19 protein-coding genes and 1 pseudogene are annotated in these 19,735 nt (G+C 65.5%); 10 read left to right on the forward strand and 10 right to left on the reverse strand.

The window, feature by feature from the left end:
* Positions 1 to 56: 56 nt before the first annotated feature.
* Both ASD15_RS12450 and ASD15_RS12455 read left to right on the forward strand, forming a co-directional pair.
* Positions 57 to 494 (forward strand): hypothetical protein, encoded by a 438-nt coding sequence (locus ASD15_RS12450; RefSeq protein WP_157200920.1) that lies wholly within the window; start codon positions 57 to 59, stop codon positions 492 to 494.
* Between the two features lie 146 nt (positions 495 to 640).
* On the forward strand, positions 641 to 1,813 hold the full coding sequence (locus tag ASD15_RS12455) for a glycerophosphodiester phosphodiesterase family protein (protein ID WP_057155308.1): 1,173 nt from the start codon (positions 641 to 643) through the stop codon (positions 1,811 to 1,813).
* Between the two features lie 40 nt (positions 1,814 to 1,853).
* Here the strand turns inward: ASD15_RS12455 and ASD15_RS12460 are convergent, their stop codons facing one another.
* Complete coding sequence (locus tag ASD15_RS12460; protein ID WP_082551798.1) at positions 1,854 to 2,618, reverse strand: ABC transporter substrate-binding protein; 765 nt, start codon at positions 2,616 to 2,618, stop codon at positions 1,854 to 1,856.
* 129 nt (positions 2,619 to 2,747) lie between these two features.
* On the opposite strand from ASD15_RS12460, the gene ASD15_RS12465 reads away from it, so the two are divergent.
* Positions 2,748 to 5,702 carry a two-component regulator propeller domain-containing protein gene (locus tag ASD15_RS12465; RefSeq protein WP_057155310.1) on the forward strand — a complete coding sequence of 985 codons (2,955 nt, stop codon included), beginning with the start codon at positions 2,748 to 2,750 and terminating at the stop codon, positions 5,700 to 5,702.
* Here ASD15_RS12465 and ASD15_RS12470 read toward each other — a convergent pair.
* Positions 5,699 to 6,298 (reverse strand): hypothetical protein, encoded by a 600-nt coding sequence (locus ASD15_RS12470; protein WP_057155311.1) that lies wholly within the window; start codon positions 6,296 to 6,298, stop codon positions 5,699 to 5,701. The two genes, ASD15_RS12465 and ASD15_RS12470, sit on opposite strands and share 4 nt — an antisense overlap.
* A gap of 121 nt (positions 6,299 to 6,419) precedes the next feature.
* Here ASD15_RS12470 and ASD15_RS12475 point away from each other — a divergent pair, with 121 nt between their 5' ends.
* Both ASD15_RS12475 and ASD15_RS12480 read left to right on the forward strand, forming a co-directional pair.
* Positions 6,420 to 7,985, forward strand: a complete 1,566-nt coding sequence (locus ASD15_RS12475; protein ID WP_057155312.1) for a helicase HerA-like C-terminal domain-containing protein — start codon at positions 6,420 to 6,422, stop codon at positions 7,983 to 7,985.
* A 101-nt stretch (positions 7,986 to 8,086) separates the two neighbouring features.
* Positions 8,087 to 8,752, forward strand: a complete 666-nt coding sequence (locus ASD15_RS12480) for a pentapeptide repeat-containing protein (RefSeq protein ID WP_057155313.1) — start codon at positions 8,087 to 8,089, stop codon at positions 8,750 to 8,752.
* Positions 8,753 to 8,794: 42 nt separating this feature from the next.
* On the opposite strand, the gene ASD15_RS12485 is transcribed toward ASD15_RS12480, so the two are convergent.
* Positions 8,795 to 9,109 carry a helix-turn-helix domain-containing protein gene (locus tag ASD15_RS12485; protein ID WP_057155314.1) on the reverse strand — a complete coding sequence of 105 codons (315 nt, stop codon included), beginning with the start codon at positions 9,107 to 9,109 and terminating at the stop codon, positions 8,795 to 8,797.
* Positions 9,110 to 9,224: 115 nt separating this feature from the next.
* Between ASD15_RS12485 and gstA the strand changes: the two genes are divergently transcribed.
* Positions 9,225 to 9,854 carry a glutathione transferase GstA gene (gene gstA / locus ASD15_RS12490; protein ID WP_057155315.1) on the forward strand — a complete coding sequence of 210 codons (630 nt, stop codon included), beginning with the start codon at positions 9,225 to 9,227 and terminating at the stop codon, positions 9,852 to 9,854.
* A gap of 16 nt (positions 9,855 to 9,870) precedes the next feature.
* Here gstA and ASD15_RS12495 read toward each other — a convergent pair whose 3' ends face one another.
* Both ASD15_RS12495 and ASD15_RS12500 read right to left on the reverse strand, forming a co-directional pair.
* A complete protein-coding gene (locus tag ASD15_RS12495) occupies positions 9,871 to 10,356 on the reverse strand; it encodes a DUF6130 family protein (RefSeq protein ID WP_157200921.1) in 486 nt (161 codons plus the stop codon).
* 137 nt (positions 10,357 to 10,493) lie between these two features.
* Positions 10,494 to 11,390, reverse strand: coding sequence for a LysR family transcriptional regulator (locus tag ASD15_RS12500; protein WP_057155316.1), 897 nt, complete (start codon positions 11,388 to 11,390; stop codon positions 10,494 to 10,496).
* A gap of 96 nt (positions 11,391 to 11,486) precedes the next feature.
* Here ASD15_RS12500 and ASD15_RS12505 point away from each other — a divergent pair, with 96 nt between their 5' ends.
* Positions 11,487 to 12,353 (forward strand): aldo/keto reductase family oxidoreductase, encoded by an 867-nt coding sequence (locus tag ASD15_RS12505; RefSeq protein WP_057155317.1) that lies wholly within the window; start codon positions 11,487 to 11,489, stop codon positions 12,351 to 12,353.
* Between the two features lie 24 nt (positions 12,354 to 12,377).
* On the opposite strand, the gene ASD15_RS12510 is transcribed toward ASD15_RS12505, so the two are convergent.
* The 3 genes from ASD15_RS12510 to ASD15_RS12520 form a co-directional block, all read right to left on the reverse strand.
* Positions 12,378 to 13,724 (reverse strand): polysaccharide lyase family 1 protein, encoded by a 1,347-nt coding sequence (locus ASD15_RS12510; RefSeq protein WP_057155318.1) that lies wholly within the window; start codon positions 13,722 to 13,724, stop codon positions 12,378 to 12,380.
* 11 nt (positions 13,725 to 13,735) lie between these two features.
* Positions 13,736 to 15,352 (reverse strand): family 43 glycosylhydrolase, encoded by a 1,617-nt coding sequence (locus tag ASD15_RS12515; RefSeq protein ID WP_082551799.1) that lies wholly within the window; start codon positions 15,350 to 15,352, stop codon positions 13,736 to 13,738.
* 77 nt (positions 15,353 to 15,429) lie between these two features.
* The gene (locus tag ASD15_RS12520; protein ID WP_200953962.1) at positions 15,430 to 16,629 is read right to left on the reverse strand and encodes a glycoside hydrolase family 105 protein; all 1,200 of its coding nucleotides are present in this window, start codon (positions 16,627 to 16,629) and stop codon (positions 15,430 to 15,432) included.
* Positions 16,630 to 16,891: 262 nt separating this feature from the next.
* Between ASD15_RS12520 and ASD15_RS12525 the strand changes: the two genes are divergently transcribed.
* The 3 genes from ASD15_RS12525 (at position 16,892) to ASD15_RS12535 (ending at position 18,897) form a co-directional block, all read left to right on the forward strand.
* Positions 16,892 to 17,476: a TetR/AcrR family transcriptional regulator gene (locus ASD15_RS12525; RefSeq protein WP_057155319.1), complete on the forward strand. Its 585-nt coding sequence runs from the start codon at positions 16,892 to 16,894 to the stop codon at positions 17,474 to 17,476.
* Positions 17,477 to 17,551: 75 nt separating this feature from the next.
* A complete protein-coding gene (locus tag ASD15_RS12530; RefSeq protein ID WP_057155320.1) occupies positions 17,552 to 18,121 on the forward strand; it encodes a hypothetical protein in 570 nt (189 codons plus the stop codon).
* A 68-nt stretch (positions 18,122 to 18,189) separates the two neighbouring features.
* Positions 18,190 to 18,897 (forward strand): DNA alkylation repair protein, encoded by a 708-nt coding sequence (locus tag ASD15_RS12535; protein ID WP_057155321.1) that lies wholly within the window; start codon positions 18,190 to 18,192, stop codon positions 18,895 to 18,897.
* Between the two features lie 7 nt (positions 18,898 to 18,904).
* On the opposite strand, the gene ASD15_RS12540 is transcribed toward ASD15_RS12535, so the two are convergent.
* Both ASD15_RS12540 and ASD15_RS32280 read right to left on the reverse strand, forming a co-directional pair.
* A complete protein-coding gene (locus ASD15_RS12540) occupies positions 18,905 to 19,375 on the reverse strand; it encodes a hypothetical protein (RefSeq protein WP_157200922.1) in 471 nt (156 codons plus the stop codon).
* A gap of 116 nt (positions 19,376 to 19,491) precedes the next feature.
* Positions 19,492 to 19,629, reverse strand: a pseudogene (locus ASD15_RS32280) (integrase core domain-containing protein); the annotation flags it as partial.
* Positions 19,630 to 19,735 lie beyond the last annotated feature (106 nt).

The raw sequence follows: 19,735 nt of genomic DNA on the forward strand, positions 1-19,735 counted from the left end.
GATGGCTGGCCCTGGCAGTTTTCCGAATCGAACAAATACTATGGATGGGGCAGATCATGAAAAAAATTACTCTGGCAGTGATGCTGGGCGTGGCGTCGCTGGCTGCTGTTGCGCAAACCAATCAGGCCGAAGAGTCGGTGCAGGTGCCGGGGCGCGCGCTCAAGATCGAGCTGCCGGCGATGCCGCTGCACATGGACCGCGACCAGAACGGCGCGTTCCGTGGCAGCTACTCGCTGTCCAATGGCCAGGTGCTGCACTTGCGCCAGTATGGCTCCGGTCCCGCGCTGTACGCCGAAATTGACGAGCAGGGCCCGCGCAAGCTGGTGGCCGCTTCGCCCAGCTCCTTCGTGGCACAGGACCGCTCGCTGAAGATTACGCTGGACATGAAACCGGACGGCGATGCCGGCGGCGAGGTGCTGATGAAAGTGCCCGCGCAGCGCATGGCGGACGGCAGCATGAGCCAGTCGCGGGTGGTGTCGGCAACGGTACGCTAAGCGCAAGGCGGCGCCGCCGCGTGCTTCGTCGCGCACGCCGCTGCGCACTGCGTGGCGCACGATTGAGCATGTTTGCGCACGATTCATGCGCCTGTCATTTTACGTCCCTAGAATCCGCCCATTGTTAATTTCTCAAGGGGCGGAATATGAAGTATGTACAGGGCTTGATGGTTGTTTGCGCCGCCGGCGCGCTGAGCGCTTGCGGCAGCGGCGACGGGTTTTCCTTGCCCACGCTGGACGGCAAGCCGGCGCTGGTGGTGGCGCATCGCGGCGCAGGCGGCACGCTGCCCGAGGAAACCGTGGAGGCGTACGCGCGGGCTATCGAGCAGGGCGCGGACGCCATCGAGCCGGACGTCATTTCCACCAAGGACGGCGTGCTGATCGCGCGCCACGACCCCAACCTGGCCTTCAGCACCGACGTGGCGCAGCATCCCGAATTCGCTTCCCGCAAGCGCAAGCTGAGCGTGGACGGCGAACTGCAGGAAGGCTGGTTCGCCAGCGACTTCACGCTGGCCGAGATCAAGACCCTGGGCGGCATCTCGACCGATGCCGAGCGGCCGCAGGAATTCAACGGCAAGTTCAAGATTGCGACCATCCAGGAAGTGGTGGACATGATCAAGAAGAGCGGCCGCAATATCGCGCTGTACGCGGAAACCAAGAACCCCACCTTCCACCGCCAGCAAGGCGTGCCGCTGGAAGACAGGCTGCTGGCGCTGCTGGCCGCCGCCGGCTGGAACGACAGGAGCGCGCCGGTGTTCCTGCAGAGCTTTGAGCCAGGCAGCCTGAAATACATGCGCGGCAAGGGTTCCACCGTGAAGATGGTGCAGCTGATCGATGCCGACGATGTGGACCTGAAAACCGGTGCGCTGACCTTTGCCGCGCCATACGACCGCCCGTACGACTGGGCCCAGGCGGGCGACAAGCGCCTGTTCAGCGCCATGGTGACGCCGGCCGGCCTGGCCGAGATCAAGACCTACGCCGACGGCATCGGCCCGTGGAAGCGCTACATCGTCAGCGTGAAAGGCACCGTGGGCGCGGACGGCAAGGTCGCGGATGTGAACGGCGACGGCAAGGTCAACGAAGCGGACACCACCTCGCAGCCGGCCAGCACCCTGGTGGCGGACGCGCACAAGGCCGGCCTGTTCGTCCATCCCTACACCTTCCGCAACGAAGCACGCCGCCTGGCCGCCGACTACAAGGGCGATCCCAAGGCCGAATTGAAGCAGTTCTACGCGCTGGGCGTGGACGGCGTGTTCGCCGACTTTGCCGACACCGCACTGGCTGCGCGCGCCGAGTACCTGAAGCAAGTGGGCTACTAAGCCGGCCGTTGAGCCGGCCGGCCAGCTAAGTGCCGAGTTGTCACGGGCCGGGCTGTGGCGGCGCCAGCCCGTAGTTGCGGTAGATGCGGGCCAGCGAGCCGTCCTTGGCCATGGTGTCGTACGCCTGGCGCCACGCGGCCTGCTCGCTGTCGCCGAAGCCCGGGCCGCCGGCCAGCCACATGTCGGCCGATTCCACCAGCATGCCGACCTGGAAGCTGGCCGGATTGCGGCCGGTGGCGCGGATCTTCTCCATGTTGATGACGTTGCCGCCGTAGAGCGCATCGACCACGCCGCGTTCCAGCAGGCGCAGCATGTCCTCCACTTTGGTGGCCTGCACGATTTGACCTTCAGAGAATTCGCGGTTCAGCAGCTGGGCCAGGTTGGGCGAGCCGCGCAGCACCACGATGCGCAGCTTGCGCGCCTGCTCGAGCGACGTCACCGGCGTCTCGCCGTGGCGGTTGATGAAAACGAAGTGCTGGGTGTCGAGCTTCATCAGCCAGGTGAAATTGGGCTCGCGCTCGGGCGTGCGGGTCAGCGGCAAGATGGCGGTGTGCGGCGTGTGCGTGGTGAGCGCGATGGCGCGCGCCCAGGGATAGAAGCCGACCTTGACCGGGCTGCCGGCGCGCCGCAATACCTGCTCGACCACTTCCACGTGCAAGCCCGGGCGCTGCGGCTGGCCTTCGATGGCGTAAGGCGGCAAGTCGCCGGTAACGATTTGCAGCGGGGCGGCCGGCTCCGAAGCGGTGGCTTGCGCGCACAGCATCATCATGGCCAGCATAGCCTGGCGGCGTGTAACCCAGCGCATCTCCGTTCCTTGGTAGCCAATCCGTTTTTCATTTTACCTGCAGCCGCTTGCCAATTGTGCTCAGGAATGCTTTTTTGTCTAGGACGCTACGGTACGGTATGATGTTGCCCAATCTACAAAGGAGTGGGTTTGCGTTACTATCTGGCCTTATTTGTCCTGCTGGCATGGCTGCACCTTCCTGTGCCAAGCCAGGCGGCGGCGCCGTCCTTGCTGCTTGCCGCGCCCGAAAAGTCGCTCAGCCAGTACCGCCTGGACGGCTGGCAGATCGAGCAGGGCCTGCCTCAGAACGCGGTGGCGGCGCTGCTGCACACCAGCGATGGCTATCTGTGGGTGGGCACGCTGGGCGGGCTGGCGCGCTTCGACGGCCACCGGTTCACCACTTTCGATGCTTCCGAATTTGCCGATATCGCGTCCCAGCCGGTGCTGGGGCTGATGCAGGACGCGCAGAAGAACCTGTGGATAGGCCACAACAAGGGCGCAGCCATCTACCGCGACGGCAAGTTCCGCACCGTGTACGCCGCCGGACCGCTGGGCGACCAGCGCGTGTGGGGCTTTGCGCAGGCGCCGGACGGCGCGGTGTGGGCCGCCACCAACAACGGCCTGCTGCGCTGGCACAAGGGAGTCACCCGCCACTATCGCCAGGCCGACGGCCTGCCCACCGACCGCCTGCGCGCGCTGGCGTTCGACCGCGACGGCGTGTTGTGGATCGCCAGTTCGGGCGGTGGCCTGGTGAGTCTCAAGGACGGCCGCTTCCACGTGCTCAACCTGGACAACGGTTTCCCCCATTTGCAGGTGCGTTCGGTGCTGGCCGATCCGGACGGCGGCGTGTGGGCGGCCACGGCCGGCGGCGGCCTGGCCCGCGTGAACGGCGGCCAGGTCAAGGTCTACACCGTGGCCGACGGCTTGCCGACCGACCAGCTGACCACGCTGACCCGCGACCGCAACGGCTCGCTATGGATCGGCACCTGGGGCAACGGCGTGGTGCGCATGGCGAACGGGCGCTTCAGCGCCATCGGCACCGCCGGCGGCCTGGCGGGCGACCATATCTGGTCCATCCATACCGACCACGAGGGCAGCGTCTGGCTCGGCACCTGGGTTAGCGGGCTGGTGCGGCTGCGCGAGCGCGCCTTCGGCGTGCTGGGCGTGCCGGAAGGGCTGTCGCACGACAACGTGCGTTCGGTGCTGCACGCGCGCAACGGCGTGACCTGGGTGGCCACTGCCGGCGGCGGCCTGAATCGCATCGACGGCGGCGCCATTACCGTGCTGGGCAAGAAGGACGGCCTGCCCAGCGAGGAAATTTCCAGCCTGATGGAGGACCGCGACGGCGCGCTGTGGGTTGGCAGCTACACCGGTGGCGCGGCCCGCCTGCGGCAGGGCAAGATTACGCTGTTTGGCACGGACCAGGGCTTGCCCAGTTCCGAAGTGCGGGTGTTGTACCAGGACCGCCAGGGCACGGTCTGGGCCGGCACCCAGTCCGGCATCGCCCGGCTGGACGGCGGCGCCTTCACGCCGATGCGCGCGCCCGGCGCGCCGTCCGGCGGCGTGTCCTCCATCCTGCAGGACAAGCGCGGCACACTGTGGTTCGGCACCACCGGCGAGGGCCTGGCGCGCTACCGCGACGGCGCCTTCAAGGCCATGACCGCCGCGGACGGCCTGCTGTCGAACTGGATCATGGCGCTGTACGAAGACGCCGACGGCACCTTGTGGATAGGCAGCAACGGCGACGGCTTGAACCGTCTTCACGGCCGCAGCCTGAGCAGCATCCGCACTGCGGACGGACTGTGGGACGGCACCTGCCTGAGCATCCAGGAGGACCGCGACGGCTACCTGTGGGTGACCGGCAACCGCGGCTTCTACCGCGTGGCGCGCAGGGAGCTCGATGCGTTCGCCGAGGGGCGGCTGGCCAGGGTTGCTTCCAGCGGTTTCGGTCCGGGTGACTCGATGCGCAGCACCACCTTCGCGGGCGGGCTGCAGCCGACCGGGGCGATGGACGCCGACGGCAACCTGCTGCTGCCGTCGGCCAAGGGCCTGGTGCTGGCCGATCCGCGCCGCCTGCCCGACACCGACCAGCCCCCTTCCGTGCGGCTGGAGCGCGTGTCGGTAAACGGCAGCATCCGCTCCACGCCGGTGCAGGAAGCGCTGACGCTGCCGCCCGGCCAGGCCACCCTGGCCATCCAGTACAGCGCCAACACGCTGCTGAACGCCGAGCGGGCGCGCTTCCGCTATCAGATGGAAGGGCTGGCGCGGGGCTGGATCGATGCCGGTCCCAACCGGGAAGTATCGTTCCCGGCGCTGCCGCATGGCAGCTACCGCTTCCGCGTGGCCGCCACCATCGACGGCAAGCGCTGGAGCGATGCGGGCCCGGTGCTGGCCGTCACGGTGCAGCCGTTTTTCTACGAGACTTACTGGTTCGCCGCGCTGATGCTGACCGCGATGGCGGCCGGGCTGTATGCGCTGTTCCGCCTGCGCGTGCGGCATTTGCGCATCCGCCACGTCGAGATGGAGCGCCTGGTGGCGCAGAAGACGGAGGCACTGAAGCAGGCCAACGAGCACTTGTCGCGCCTGTCCTTCGTCGACGCGCTGACCGGGTTGGCCAACCGGCGCCGCTTCGACGAGGTGCTGCGCGAGGAATGGAGCCGCGCCAGCCGTGGCAAGGCAGCGCTGGCGCTGGTGATGGCCGACATCGACGGTTTCAAGGCGTATAACGATGCGCTGGGCCACCAGGAAGGCGACCGCTGCCTGGCCGCCGTGGCCAGCGTGTTCCTCGGCCACGCGCGGCGCGCCGGCGACCTGGCGGCGCGCTATGGCGGGGAAGAATTCGTGCTGCTGATCGCCGCGACCGGGCGCGACGCCGCGCTGCTGATCGCCGAGGAACTGCGCAGCGCCTGTGAAGCGCTGGCGATCGCGCATCCGGCCCTGGAAAGCGGTCCGGTGGTCACGCTCAGCCTGGGCGTGGCGGCGTGCAGTCCGGCCGAGGGCGGCTCTATCGACCTGCTGGTGCAGCAGGCCGACGAGGCCCTGTACCGCGCCAAGCGCGAGGGCCGCAACCGGGTGTGCTGCCAGGCGCCAGGAAACTCGGCTTAGAAGCCGCCGCTGGCCGTCACCGCCTCGGGGGCGAACAAGCCGATCAGCGCCAGCACCCAGATCACCACGCCCGCCACGCACCAGGCGATGTTGGCGCCGGTCAGCGTGTCGTTGCTGCTGCCGGTAGGATCGCCGCAGCGCGCATTGATCTGGTTCTGCACGGGCAGGAAGCACAGGCCCAGCGGGATCAGCGTCAGCAGCGAGAGCCAGTCGGTGTAGGGCGAACCGATGTGGCGGCTCGACAGGCGGCTCATCGCGTTGCTCACGATGATCAGCCCGACCATGGTCCAGGCGCTGGCGTCGTTGTTCCATTCGCCCGGCGCATCTTCCTGCTTGTGTTGCTTCACATGGCGGAACAGCGCGTGCAGGAAGAACACGCTGAAGATGGCGCGCGGCACCGGCCACAGGCTCTCGCCGCTGGCCTGGCGGTACAGCGCCCAGTTCTTGTACAGCCAGAACACCTGGTAGATGCTGAGCGTGGCGAAGAACAGGATCAGGAATTTGCGCGGCGAGACCACGTAGAAAGGCACGCCGGCCATGCTGCCGGCGCCGGGGGCCAGTTCGGCTTTCGGCGGTGCGTAGACGTTGTCGTTCATAATAGTTGCCCATAAAAAAGGTTGATAGTGCGGCGATGGTAGCGTCTTCGTAAAACCCCAATACTATTCAATTGTCACTGAGGTATGATTGTTTCCACCAACATTCGCCGAGAAAACGATCATGCCGACTTCCCTGTTGCTTGCGAAGAATGACCAGCTGGAACTGTCTATGCTGTCCAGCCTGGTGAACCGCCATGGCTGCATCACCGGCGCCACCGGTACCGGCAAGACGGTCACGCTGCAAAGGATCGCACAGTCGCTGTCCGACATCGGCGTGCCGGTGTTCATGGCGGACGTCAAGGGCGACCTGTCCGGCATCGCCAAGGCCGGTGCGCTGAGCGAGAAGATGGGCAAGCGGCTGGAGGCGCTGCAGGTGGCGCCCCCGCAATGGGCCGGCTGCCCGGTGACGTTCTGGGACGTGTTCGGCCAGCAGGGCCACCCGGTGCGCGCCACCGTGTCCGACCTGGGGCCGCTGCTGCTGGCGCGCATGCTGAACCTGAACGATACGCAGGAAGGCGTGCTGCAGCTGGTGTTCCGCATTGCCGACGACAATGGCCTGCTGCTGCTCGACACCAAGGATTTGCGCGCCATGCTGCAGCACGTGGGCGACAACGCGGCCGACTACAAGACCAGCTACGGCAACATCAGCGCGGCCAGCATCGGCGCCATCCAGCGCGGCCTGATCGCCATCGAGGAGCAGGGCGGCGACCAGTTCTTCGGCGAACCCATGCTCAATATCGACGACCTGCTGCAGACCGATGCCAGCGGCAAGGGCGTGGTCAACATCCTGTGCGCCGACAAGCTGATGAACGCGCCGCGCCTGTATGCGGTGTTCCTGCTGTGGATGCTGTCCGAGCTGTTCGAGAACCTGCCCGAAGTGGGCGACGTGGACAAGCCCAAGCTGGTGTTCTTCTTCGATGAAGCGCATTTGCTGTTTGCCGAGGCGCCCAAGGCGCTGCTGCAAAAGATCGAACAGGTGGTGCGGCTGATCCGCTCCAAGGGCGTGGGCGTGTTCTTCATTACGCAAAATCCGCTCGACATCCCGGACACGGTGCTGGGCCAGCTGGGCAACCGCGTGCAGCACGCGCTGCGCGCCTACACGCCGCGCGACCAGAAGGCGGTCAAGGCCGCCGCCGAAACCTTCCGCCCCAATCCCGCGCTGGACGTGGCACAGGTGATCACCGAACTGGGCGTGGGCGAGGCGCTGGTGTCCTTCCTGGACGAGAAGGGCACGCCGCAAGTGGTGCAGCGCGCCTTCATCTTGCCGCCGGCCAGCCAGCTCGGTCCCATCGATGCGGCCGAACGCAAGACTGCCATGGATGGCTCGGTGGTGGCCGGCGTGTACGAAAAGGCGGTGGACCGCGAATCGGCCTACGAGAAGCTGAACAGCCGCCTGGCCACCAGTGCACGCCAGGCCGACGCGCGCGCGCCCGCCCAAGCGCAGCAGCAGGGCCGGCGCGACGCCCCCGCGCCTGTGCCGGGCGGCGGCGCTGCCGATGCTCCGGCCGAAGCGGGCTCGATTTTTGGCGACGTGCTCGGCGGCCTGTTCGGCGGCAGCGGCAAAGGCGCCGGCAAGCGCGACACGGCGGTGCAGGCCATGGTCAAATCGGCCGCGCGCAGCATCGGTTCGCAGGTCGGCCGCGAAATCATCCGTGGCGTACTGGGCTCCATCCTGAAGAAGCGCTGACGGTCATTTGTACAGAAATTCCGCAGTCTGCCTAGACTGGCTTATTCGGGAGGAGGCGTGCATACTCGGCGCTTCCATCCGATGTCCATGCAGAAGCCACGATGATTTCCGACGCCACCCTGAGCCGCGAACAGCTTGAGCAGCACCTGGCGCAATCGATCCGCCATTTCTCCAACTGCGATTTCAGCGGCGCCGACCTGTCGCGCCTGGACCTGCAATCGTGCACCTTCGAGCGCTGCGCCTTCAGCGAGGCGGTGCTGTACGCCTGCAAGCTGTCGCACTCCAAATGGCTGCGCTGCCGCGCCGGCGAAGCGGACTTCGAGGCGGCCGACGTGGTCGACGCGCAGTTCCAGGGCTGCGACCTGAACAACACCAAGTGGCGCCGGGCCAAGCTGGCCTCGGCCAGTTATCGCGGCTGCAAGCTCACCGGCGCCTCGTTTGAAGAAGTCTCGCACCTCGGCGCCGCCTTCGAGGACTGCCTGCTGGTGGGCGCCGACCTGCGCGGCTTCTCCTTCCGCAAGGCGGAGCTGAAGAACCTGGATTTCTCGGACGCCGACTTGTCCGGCTGCGATTTCAGGGACGCCGTGTTCGAAGGCGGCAGCCTGCGCGACGCCATCCTCAAGCTGGCCAAGTTCGACAACGCCGACCTGCGCAGCGCCGAGATCGGCGGCCTGAAACTGACCGACGCCAAGATGTTCCGTGGCGCGGTGATCTCCCACGCGCAGGCGGCCAGCGTGCTCAGGGAAATGGGGCTGGTAGTGATGTAGGCGGGGGAAGGTAGTCCGCTTAACGCAGCCGGCTCAGTGGCGTCAGCGCGCCTTCAGCCACAGGCCGAATTCCTTCACCGCGGCGATGACCGGCTTCAGGCGCATGCCGTCCTCGGTCAGCTGGTACTCCACTTTGGGCGGGACGGTGGGGTAGACGGTGCGCTTCACCAGGCCGGCGTCCTCCAGCGCGCGCAGGTCCAGCGTCAGCATGCGCTGCGAGATGCCCGGCACGTCGCGCCGCAGTTCGTTGAAGCGCCGGGGGCCGTCGACCAGGTAGGACGCGAGCAGCAGCCGCCAGCGCCCGCCCAGCAGGTGCATCGCCTCTTCCACCGAACATCCGCTGACATTTTTCTTCATGGCGCCATGTTAGCACGAAGGTATACTTTTTGTACCTACACCACAAATTGGTGCCTTCTTACTTTTTTATACCGGATCTCTATAATCGGCTGACCGATGAAACAGGAGATCCGCTTTGAAACTGTATTACATTCCGGCCAGCTGCTCGCTGGCCCCGCATATCGTGGCCCATGAGCTGGGACTGGACCTGGCCTTGGTAAAGGTCGACCACCGCACGCACCGCACGGAGCTGGGCGGCGACTATCGCGGCACGAATCCGCTGGGATACGTCCCGGCGCTGGAGCTGGACGACGGCCAGGTGTTCCGCGAAGGCGCGGTCGTGCTGCAGTATCTGGCGGACTTGAAGCCCGAAGCGGGGCTGGCCCCTGCGCACGGCACCATGGAGCGCTACTGGCTGCAGGAGTGGCTGAATTTCCTGTCCGCCGAAGTTCATAAGGGTTTCATTCCGCTGCTGTACGCTGGCCTGGCCGGCAACTATGTGGAGACCGCCAGGCCCAAGCTGGCGCAGCGCTACGCCTGGATCGACGCACAGCTGGCGGGCCGCGATTTTCTGATGGGGGCGCAGTTCACTGTGGCCGATGCCTATCTGTTCGCGCTGACAGGCTGGGGCCAGGCCGCCTGGCTTACCTCCTACTACAAGGCCGGCATTCATTTTGACGGCCTGGGCAATCTGGCCGCATGGTATGAACGGCTGCGCGCACGGCCTTCGGTGCGGCTGGCGCTGGAGCGCGAAGGCCTGGCATAGGGCTGCGTCCGCAGGCTCAGTGCGCGTGCTCGCTGGCGCCTTTCTTCGGCGGCACGGTGAAGCTGACCGTCTGGCTGCCGAGGATCTTGTGGCTGGGGTCCGCGATCTCCAGCAGCACCTTGTGCGGGCCGGGAGTCAGGCCGACCAGGATCAGCGGATCGGCGCTGGTATGGGCCCAGGTGCCTTTCCAGTCGTCGACCGTGACGTGCAGGTGGCCGAGGTGGGGCGACACGGCCACGGCTTCCTTGCCGAACACCGGCAGGATGCGCAGGTTCTCGGTGCGGTGCTGGATGATGACCACGCCGCGCGCCAGCGCGTCCGGCAGCGGCGCGTAGGCGATCAGCTTGGGCGCAGGCTCCGATTCGAGGGGGATCACGGCTGCCGGGCGGCCGGTGTCGGCGCCGCCTGGCGCTGCGGATGCGGCGCCGGTTTGTGCGCTGGCTGCTGCGCTGAATGCGATGGCTGCGGCGGCGAGCGCCAGGCGCTTGGCGAAGGTGGACATGGCGCTTCCTTTCAGGTGAGGGGATGCATCCTATTAGACACCCGGGATGTATCGCCTGCGTGTCAATTTTGCGCCGGCACGGGCAAGGATTGTGTCTGCTCGCCTTGGGATACAAAGCGATACATGCGCGTGGATGGTCAGCGCTGCTTGATGTAGTCGACGAAGGCGCGCAGCGGCGCCGGCACCAGGCGGCGGCCCGGGTAGTAGAGGAAGGGGCCGGAGAACGCCGGCCACCACGGCTCGAGCAGCGGCTCCAGTTCGCCGCTTGCCATGCGCGGGCGCAGCCATTCTTCAAACAGGTAGACGATGCCGCTGCCGGCAACGGCGGCCGCCACCACCAGCTCCGCCGCACCGGAGCGCTCCACCAGCAGCGGGCCGCTGACGTCGATTTTCAGCGCTTCGCCGGCGCGCTCGAATGCCCATGGCTGCGCGGAACGGCCGCCGAAACGCATGCGCAGGCAATCGTGCTCCAGTAGCTGGCTGGGGTGATCCGGGCGTCCGCGCCGCGCGAGATAGGCGGGGGCGGCCGCAGCGGCGAAGCGCTGCGCGCGCGGGCCGATGGGCACCGCGATCATGTCCTGCTCCAGGCGTTCGTCGTAGCGGATGCCGGCGTCGCAGCCGGCGGCCAGTACGTCGACCAGGCTTTCCTCGGCGATGATTTCCAGCTGGATGTCCGGATAGGCGGCCAGGAAGCCCGGCACGATGGATGGCAGCACCAGCCGCGTCGCGCTGATCGGGACATTGAGTCTGAGCTTGCCTGCCGGGCGGCCGCGGAAGTCGTTCACCGCGTCGAGCGCCGATTCGACTTCAGTGAGTGCCGGGCCGAGGCGCTCCAGCAGGCGCAGGCCCGCTTCGGTGGGCGCCACACTGCGGGTGGTGCGGTTCAGCAGCCGCACGCCCAGTTGCGCTTCCAGCCGCCGCACCGCCTCGCTCAGGCCGGACGCGCTGACGCCGCTGCTCCGCGCGCTGTCGCGGAAGCCCTTGGCGCGCGCCACGGCGATGAAAGCACTCAGGTCACCCAGGTCGATCTTCATTGTGCGAAATTTTGTACAGGTTGTGCTGATTATATAGACTTATCGAACGGCATAGCCGTGCCTACACTGGAGCCTTCATCAACAAGGAGGTGCAGCATGACTCAGCCATACACTACGTTCCAGCTCGGCAGCCTGGCAGTCCAACGCGTCGGCTATGGGGCGATGCAGTTGGCCGGCCCCGGCGTATATGGTCCGCCGGCGGACAAGGCGGGGGCGCTGGCGGTGTTGCGCGCGGCGCTTGACTCCGGCGTGAACCACATCGACACCAGCGATTTCTACGGTCCCCAGGTGACCAACCAGCTGATCCGCGAAGCCTTGCATCCCTACCGCGCCGGCCTCGTCATCACCACCAAGGTCGGCGCACGCCGGGGCGCGGACGCCTCCTGGCTGCCGGCGTCGTCGCCCGCCGAGCTGGAGCAGGCGGTGCACGACAATCTGCGCAACCTGGGGCTTGACGTGCTGGACGTGGTCAACCTGCGGGTGATGATCGATCCCATGCAGCCGGCCGAAGGGCCGATCGGGGAACAGCTGGCGGTGCTGGCCGGCTTGCAGCAAAAAGGCCTGGTGCGGCACATAGGCCTGAGCAACGTGACTGCGGCGCAGGTGGCGGAAGGGCGGCGCATCTGCGAGATCGTCTGCGTACAGAACCACTACAACCTGGCGCACCGTGCCGATGACGCCCTGATCGGCGAGCTGGCGCGCGACGGCATAGCCTACGTGCCGTTCTTCCCGCTGGGCGGCTTCTCGCCGCTGCAGTCGGCCACCCTGTCCGATGTCGCCGCGCGCCTGCACGCGTCGCCCAACCAGGTCGCGCTGGCCTGGCTGCTGCGCCGTTCACCCAATATCCTGCTGATTCCGGGTACCAAGTCCCTCATCCACCTGCAGGAAAACCTGGCCGCCGGCGCGCTGCTTCTGCCGGACGATGCAGCCGCGGAACTGGATGGCATGGGCGCGCGGCAGTAAGCCCGGCGGGGCGTTAGGGACGCGCTATGGCCGCCTGGTGGCCAGCGACTGCCAGCCGGCCTTGGGCGACATGTCGGCCAGGTTCCAGTCGCCGGCGACGAAGGCCTTGCGCGTGGGCGCGTAATTGGGATAGCCGGACGACTGCGCTTCGCTGTCGACGATATGGCCCCGGCCTTCGGCCACGTCGGACAGGATCTTGAAGTCGACCGCGTCGCGCTGCCAGGGGCGCATGCCGGCGCTGGCGTAGATCGCGCTTTCCAGCCCGTTCGCCGGCAGCGGCGCCAGGCCTGCCGGGAGGTAGGGCTGGCCGGTTGTCAGGATCTTGGCCGTATCGGCGGTGTAGCGGCCCGTCATCGGCAGCGGCTCGCCGTTGGCGTCCACGGCGATGTTGTCCTGCATGAACAGGCTGACGTCGCCCACGCCACCCAGGCTGAACAGCGGCACCTTGGCACCGGTGTCCGGCCCGCCGCGCAGCACATTGCCGATGATGGTGACGGCGCCGGTGCGCGGCGCGCGTTCGCCCCACTCGTGCGCGATCAGGTTGTAGTGCACCGCGCGCTTGCCGGGATTGTGGATCAGGTTGTTGACGAAGGCGACCTTGGCGCCGCCCTTCACCAGCGGGTTGCGTTCCACATTGGAGGTGTACAGGTTGCCGTACAGGAGTATCTGTTCGGCGTTGTCGTGGATCAGCGTGCCTTTTGAATGCTCGCCTTTGGCGTGCGTGGAGTCGCGCAATCCTTCGGCGATGATGTTGTGGCTGTAGGTGACGCGGCGCGAAGTGTGGTTTGGCCAGTCGTCCGGCCCATTGCCGTTGAAGCGCGGGCCGGAGGCGGACAGGTTTTCGTCGGTGGCCCAGCTGAAACTGCAATGGTCGACGATAAGGTTGCTGGCGCCGCTGGCCGACAGGCCGTCGGCTTCCCAGCCGCCTTTTTTCGGCTTGCCGTTTTCGCCGGGGCGCACGGCGATGTGCTGCACGATCACGTCGTTGGTGGACACCGACAGGCCGCCGCGTATCAGCGTGATGCCGGGATGGGGCGCGGTCTGGCCGGCCACCGTCACATAGGGCTTGTTGATGCGCAGGGTCGCGCCTTGCAGGTCGATCACCCCGCCCACTTCGAACACGATGATGCGGGCGCCGTCGGTGGCCAGCGCGGCGGCCAGCGAGCCTTCGCCGCCGGCGTTCAGGTTGCTGACGCGGACGATGGCGCCGCCGGCGCCGCCCCTGGTGTCGACGGCCCAGCCGCGCACGTCGATGGCGGCGCGGTCCATGGCCGGAGCCGGGGTGGCGGCGGCGACAGGCAGGGCATACAGGCAGCAGGCTGCGACGAGGACGGCCAGGGTGCGGGCAACGCGGGCAACAGGCAGCTTCATGGATATGAGGTTCAAGGCAGGGCGCGATAGACGAGGTTGCTGAAACGGACTTTACCTTTGCCGGACGCATAGATGGCCGGACGCAAGCTCATGAAGCCGTAGGCGACGTTGTGGTTATAGCCGGACACTTCCATCTGCACCCCGTACTTGTGCCAGGTCTTGCCCTGGTCGATGCTGGTGTGGATGGTCATGATGTGGCGGTCGTTGGTGACGCGCATGCGTAGCTTGTTGGCCATGCCGGCCGGCTTCTCGCCGCGCGGCTGGTCCATGCCGTAGCGGTGCAGGATGAAGGCGCCCTTATTGACGCCGACGCCGGCGTACAGCTTGTCGTTGTAGAACAGCAGGGCGCCGGCTTGTGCGCCTTCGTCGAAGTCGATGTCCACCTCGAACTGGTAGGCCTGGTCGCCAGCCAGGAAAGTGAGCGGCGAGCTGTTGGCGGGCGAGCTGCCTTTCGCTTCCAGCTCCAGTACGCCGTCGCGGTAGCGCACGCGCTGGTTCTCGTCGATGCCGCCACGGAAGAAGCTCCATTGCAGGCCGAATTTGTTGGTCGAGAAATCGTCCGACAGGGCCATGCCATGCGGTACCGCGCTGCCGCCGGCAGGTTTGGGGATGGGCTTGCCGGCGTCGTGTTCGGAGGCCTTGAACCAGCCGTCTTCGGTCCACACGATGGGCGCCAGCAGGGCCTGGCGGCCGAGGGCGTGGAAGCCGTTCTCGTAGCCGTGGTACATCATGTACCAGCCCGATTTGCCCGGCCCTTCGACCAGCGTGGCATGGCCTTTGGACCACCATTTCTCGGCCGCCGATTCGGTGCGGATAATGGGGTTGTAGGGCGAGTTCTCCCAAGGCCCATGGATCGATTTCGAGCGCGCCGACACCACCATGTGGCCGGTGGGCGGGCCGGCGGTGCCGCCCAGGGCCAGTGTCATGTAGTAGTAGTCGCCGTGGCGCGTCATCTTCGGACCTTCCTGCGCGTAGCCTTCGACGTCCCAGTGCTCAGGGTATTTCCAGCCGTCGTAGACGTGCTGCATGGGGCCGACTATCTTCAGGCCGTCATCGGACAGCTGCACGCGGTCGCCGTGCGACAGGAACAGGTAGCGCTTGCCGTCCTCGCCGACGATGTGGCCGGGGTCGATGCGTGTATTGCCCAGCGCGACCGGTTCGGACCAGGGGCCGCGTATATTGTCGGCGTGGACCACGTAGATGTTGTTATTGCCGGGCAGCTTGGCTGGGATGTACAGGTAGTAGCGGCCCTTGTGCTTGGCCAGTTCCGGCGCCCACACGCTGCCTATGTACTTCTTCAGCGCGCTGCCGATCGGCTCCCAGTTGACCAGGTCGCGCGAATGCCAGATGGTCAGGCCGGGATAGGCCTCGAACGACGAGAAGGTCATGTAGTAGTCGTCGCCGTCCTTGAGCACGCTCGGGTCGGGATGGTCGCCGGCCATGATGGGGTTCAGGTAAGTGCCGTTGCCCAGGTCGGCCTTGCGCTGCTGTTCGATGCCCCGGGCCCAGTCCTGGCAGTGGCGCAGGAAGGGATTGCCCAGCTCCTTGGTGCAGGTTGCTGCGCCTTGCGCTGCGGCGAACGATACGGCGGGGGCCGACAAGGCCAGGAGGACGGCTGCTAAACGCATATGCTTGATTCCATGTGGATGTTCGTGAAAATGCCGGGACGGCCCGGGCTGGCGGTGTGCCCGGTGCGCGGGGGCGCCTATTGCTCCATGACAGAGGCGGCCATCAGCACACCCATATAGCCGTGCGCATGGTGCTTGCCTTGCGCTACCGGCACGCTGACCGGGCGGATCGCCATGTAGGCTTCGTAGTCCTTTTGCACCCCCATGCCGGGCGCGACCGAGTGAATTTGCGGTCCGCCATCCTGGAAGCGGCCAACATTGGTCTGCACCGCGTGCCAACCGCGCTGCGCCACGGCGGCGTAGGCCGGATCGAGCAGTTGCAGGTTGACGCCTTTTTGCAGCGCATACACCATCATGCCGCTGCCGCTGGTTTCCGGGAAATTCCCGGCCCCGGCCGGGACGTCGAGCACGTCGTACCAGAAGCCATCGACGTGCTGGGCGGTCTTGATGCCCTGGGCCAGGTTTTGGAACAGGAACAGCAGCTTGCCGTATTGCGGATGGGCGGGCGGGAGGTATTCGAGTACATCGACCAGCGCCATCGAGTACCAGCCCGACGCGCGCGACCAGAACTGCGAGGAGTTGCCGGTGATCGGGTGCGCCCACGGCTGCTCCTTGCCCCAGTCCCAGCCGTGGTAGGCCAGCTTATGGCGCTGGTCGAAGGAACTGGCGGACACCATCAGGATCTGGCTGGCGGCCAGGTCGAGCAAGGCCGGCTCCTTGGCAACCAGGCCGTAGCGCACCAGGAAGGGGTAGGCCATGTACAAGCCGTCCACCGTCATCACGTTCTTGTAGCGAGGCTCGCTTTTGTGCCAGTAGCCGCCGTGCGGCGTGCGCATGAACGTCGAAGGCTTGGCCGCCGTGCCCAGCATCATGTCGCGCATAGTCTTGGCGGCTTGCAGGTATTTTTTGTCGCCCGTCTCCTCGTATAGGAACAGGCACAGCACGCCTGGATGCATGCCGTCCATGCTGGCGTGCAGCGCCTTGATGCTGCCGTCGCTCTTGATGAACCGATCAGCGAAGGCCTGGATGTACTGGAGGTAGGCCTTGTCGCCCGTACGCCTGTAGATTTTCTCCATACCGTGCAGGACTACGCTGTTCGCGTGGTCCCAGCCATTGTTTCCCATGGCATCGATGGTGGGCGAGTAGCGCTGCATGATGGCGTTCGACACCTCCACCCCGAGCGGCGCCGCAGCATGGGCTGAATATGCAAACAGCAGGCCGAGGAATGCGGAGGAAATCAGGCGGTGCAGGGGCGGGCGGGGCGAGGCAAGTGGCATGGCGCGGTTCCTCCGGATAGGAGTTCGAGTATGCCATAGGGAAAATGTGATTGGCTAGTCCAGTTTTGCATTTGGTCAGGCCAAATGATCGTTTGACGGAGGCTGGGGAAAAAATCCGGATGTAGCTGATCAGTATAAGCGCGGCGGCCCGCATTCCCACGCGACCGGATCTCAGGATTTGCGCGCCCGGCAGGCAAAATATAGCCCGCTGTCCCGAATCGCCAGCTTGACACCAAACCTACTAGAAGGTAGGCTCTCGTCCATGAACAAACTCTCCACCACTGCAGACGATATTTTGGCCTGCACGCGCAAGCTGATTGTCGCTCGCGGGTATAAGGGCTTCAGCTACGCCGATATCGCCGATGTGGTGGGCATACGCAAGGCCAGCATCCATCACCACTTTCCCAGTAAAGTCGATCTGGTGAAGGCGCTCATCAGCCAGTATCGGAAGGAAACGGAAGAGGGAGTCAAGAACCTTGAGCGCGGCATCCCGCATCCGCTGGAACAGCTGCGCGCGTATATCCAGTACTGGAAAACGTGCATCGGCGATGCCAGCGCGCCTTTCTGCATCTGCGCCTTGCTGGCCAGCGAACTGCCCGTCCTGCCGGACGAAGTGGCGCTGGAAATCCGCGCGTATTTTCGTTTTCTGTCGGGATGGCTGACTTCCCTGCTTGACCGCGGCGTGCAGCAGGACGTCATCTCGCTGCGCCATGCGCCGCGCGTCGAGGCGGAAGCTTTTATGGCGACAGTGCATGGCGCAATGCTGTCGGCGCGCGCTTACGGTGATGCCGGTATCTTCGGCGCCATCATGGATGCGCAACTGGAGCGCATCTCGGCAAAGGGCTGATTGTCAGATCGGCGCTTTTTTTTACAATGGTGCCTACCAACTGGTAGGTAGATTCTATATTAAAGGAACACTTCAATGGAAAACGCGCATGCAGTGCAGGCTCAAGCTGGCGACGAAAGCTGGCTAACGACGTACTACTTCGCCCGGGCAGCGGTTGCATTTGCCTGGGTGCTTGCTGCCGTCGGCCTGGCAACACACTCGGCCGGCATCGCGGCCTTCCTGCTGGTTGTCTATCCCCTTTGGGACGCGCTGGCCAACCTGATGGACGGCATGCGCAGTGGCGGCCTCGCCCGCAACCGTACCCAGCTTGCCAACGTCGCGGTCAGCCTGGCGGTGGCCGCCGCAGTTTGGTTTGCGCTGCCGAACATGAATCATGTGCTTGGCGTGTTCGGCATGTGGGCCATCTTGTCGGGACTGCTGCAACTGGGCACGGCGCTGCGGCGCTGGAAACTGTTCGGCGCGCAATGGGCGATGGTGCTCAGCGGCGCGCAGTCGGCGCTTGCCGGCGCTTTCTTCATTTACCAGGCGCAGACCTCCACCGTGCCGTCCATCGCCACCGTCACCGGCTATGCGGGATTCGGCGCGTTCTACTTCCTGGTTTCTGCACTGTCGTTGAAACTCGCGGCCCGGCGCCGGAAGGGCTAGTCACAGGGGACTGTGTTTCCGTTCGTGATAAATTGTGCAAGAAATGCCGCGCGAACCGGGAGAACAGCATGACCGCCGACGAGATCATCGAACAGCTCAAGCCGCTTGGCCGCGATTCCTACAAGAACGTACTGCTCAAGCACGGCGTGCAGGAGCCGCTGCTGGGCGTCAAGATCGAGGACTTGAAGGTCTTTCAGAAGAAAATCAAAAAAGACTACCAGCTGGCGCTGGACCTGTATGACAGCGGCATCTACGACGCCCGCTACCTGGCCGGCCTGGTCGCGGACGACCGCGCCATGAGCCGCGCCGACCTGCAGCACTGGGCCGACACCTCCAGCTGCCTGGCCACCAGTGAATACACGGTGGCGTGGGTGGCGAGCGAAAGCTTGCACGGGCGCGAGCTGGCGTTGGCGTGGATTGTATCCAAGGAGGAAAAAATCGCCACAGCCGGCTGGGCCACCCTGAGCGGGCTGGTGGCCATCACCGACGACGGCAAGCTGGATCTGGAAGAGCTCAGGCATTTACTGATGCGCGTGCAGGAGACCATACACCGGCAGCCGAACCGGGTGCGGTATGTGATGAATGGCTTTGTAATTGCGGTGGGCAGCTACGTGGCGCCGCTGAGCGCGCTGGCCGAGCAGGTGGGCAGGGCACTCGGCACCGTCACCGTGGAAATGGGCGATACCGCGTGCAAGGTGCCGTCGGCGCCGGAGTACATCGACAACGTCCGGCAGCGCGGCGCTCTGGGCAAGAAGCGCAAGACCATCAAGTGCTGAGCCAGGGCTAACCTCTCTCGGGCTGCGGCTGGCCTTCAATCCGGAAGCGCCTGAAGAATTTGCATCTTCGGCTCACGCCGCGTGGATCGGAAAAGAAGGGAAGGGCCAATTCCCGCTCGCCGAGCAGCACCATGCGCCAGGTGATGCCGCCGATGAAGCGAAACGTCAGCGTATTCGGCGGCTGCAGGTTCAGTTCGGCAAAGGTGCCGGTGGCATACATCCCACCGAGCACGGCAGCATCGACCAATGTCATATCGGCGTCGAACATATAAATGCGCAGCATGTCTTCGAAGGGGATGTCGTCGGTGAAGAACGCGATGCGGCAGCCTCGCCACTCCACTGCCGCCTCCAGCACCGCGCCGTCCACGATCAGCCCGGCCGGTTTGCCGTCCAGAAGCAGTTCGGAAGTCGCCAACTTCTTATCCGTGTAGGGCGACGCCAGCCGTGCCGTGAATTCGGCGGTCGAGAGTAGTCTCACGAGTTTTCCCTACCATATAAAGCCAGCGCCGAAGGCCGCCAGTGCGCCCCCGGCAAATGCGCCGATTGTCACACATACCGGAGCGCCCTGTGATCCGCTTGGATTTGCTGGAGACTTTACGGGCGCGAATTTGGCCGGTCGTGGGCCTGTTCGAGCATTTCCGAGGCCAGGCTCCGAGCGAAGAACGATGGGGTCTGGTCTTTGAGAGCCGCGTGAGGCCGAGTCTCATTGTAGTCCACACGCCAAGCCTCGACGACGGCTTGAACCGGACCGGGATATTGAGAGGCGCCTCGGTTTGAGTCATGCCGGGATGGCTTGACTCGATAGTTGACGATAGTAGTTCATTTCAGCTTCGGCCGG

Source organism: Massilia sp. Root351 (assembly GCF_001425045.1).
GTDB lineage: Bacteria > Pseudomonadota > Gammaproteobacteria > Burkholderiales > Burkholderiaceae_D > Rugamonas.

Coding starts and splice junctions, on each gene's coding strand:
- ASD15_RS12455 (WP_057155308.1), top strand. CDS start 641: ATGAAGTATGTACAGGGCTTGATGGTTGTTTGCGCCGCCGGCGCGCTG.
- ASD15_RS12520 (WP_200953962.1), bottom strand. CDS start 16,629: ATGCCACTTGCCTCGCCCCGCCCGCCCCTGCACCGCCTGATTTCCTCC.
- ASD15_RS12495 (WP_157200921.1), bottom strand. CDS start 10,356: ATGTCCACCTTCGCCAAGCGCCTGGCGCTCGCCGCCGCAGCCATCGCA.
- ASD15_RS12535 (WP_057155321.1), top strand. CDS start 18,190: ATGACCGCCGACGAGATCATCGAACAGCTCAAGCCGCTTGGCCGCGAT.
- ASD15_RS12500 (WP_057155316.1), bottom strand. CDS start 11,390: ATGAAGATCGACCTGGGTGACCTGAGTGCTTTCATCGCCGTGGCGCGC.
- ASD15_RS12460 (WP_082551798.1), bottom strand. CDS start 2,618: ATGCGCTGGGTTACACGCCGCCAGGCTATGCTGGCCATGATGATGCTG.
- ASD15_RS12510 (WP_057155318.1), bottom strand. CDS start 13,724: ATGAAGCTGCCTGTTGCCCGCGTTGCCCGCACCCTGGCCGTCCTCGTC.
- ASD15_RS12515 (WP_082551799.1), bottom strand. CDS start 15,352: ATGCGTTTAGCAGCCGTCCTCCTGGCCTTGTCGGCCCCCGCCGTATCG.
- ASD15_RS12525 (WP_057155319.1), top strand. CDS start 16,892: ATGAACAAACTCTCCACCACTGCAGACGATATTTTGGCCTGCACGCGC.
- ASD15_RS12470 (WP_057155311.1), bottom strand. CDS start 6,298: ATGAACGACAACGTCTACGCACCGCCGAAAGCCGAACTGGCCCCCGGC.
- ASD15_RS12480 (WP_057155313.1), top strand. CDS start 8,087: ATGATTTCCGACGCCACCCTGAGCCGCGAACAGCTTGAGCAGCACCTG.
- ASD15_RS12450 (WP_157200920.1), top strand. CDS start 57: ATGAAAAAAATTACTCTGGCAGTGATGCTGGGCGTGGCGTCGCTGGCT.
- ASD15_RS12530 (WP_057155320.1), top strand. CDS start 17,552: ATGGAAAACGCGCATGCAGTGCAGGCTCAAGCTGGCGACGAAAGCTGG.
- ASD15_RS12505 (WP_057155317.1), top strand. CDS start 11,487: ATGACTCAGCCATACACTACGTTCCAGCTCGGCAGCCTGGCAGTCCAA.
- ASD15_RS12485 (WP_057155314.1), bottom strand. CDS start 9,109: ATGAAGAAAAATGTCAGCGGATGTTCGGTGGAAGAGGCGATGCACCTG.
- ASD15_RS12475 (WP_057155312.1), top strand. CDS start 6,420: ATGCCGACTTCCCTGTTGCTTGCGAAGAATGACCAGCTGGAACTGTCT.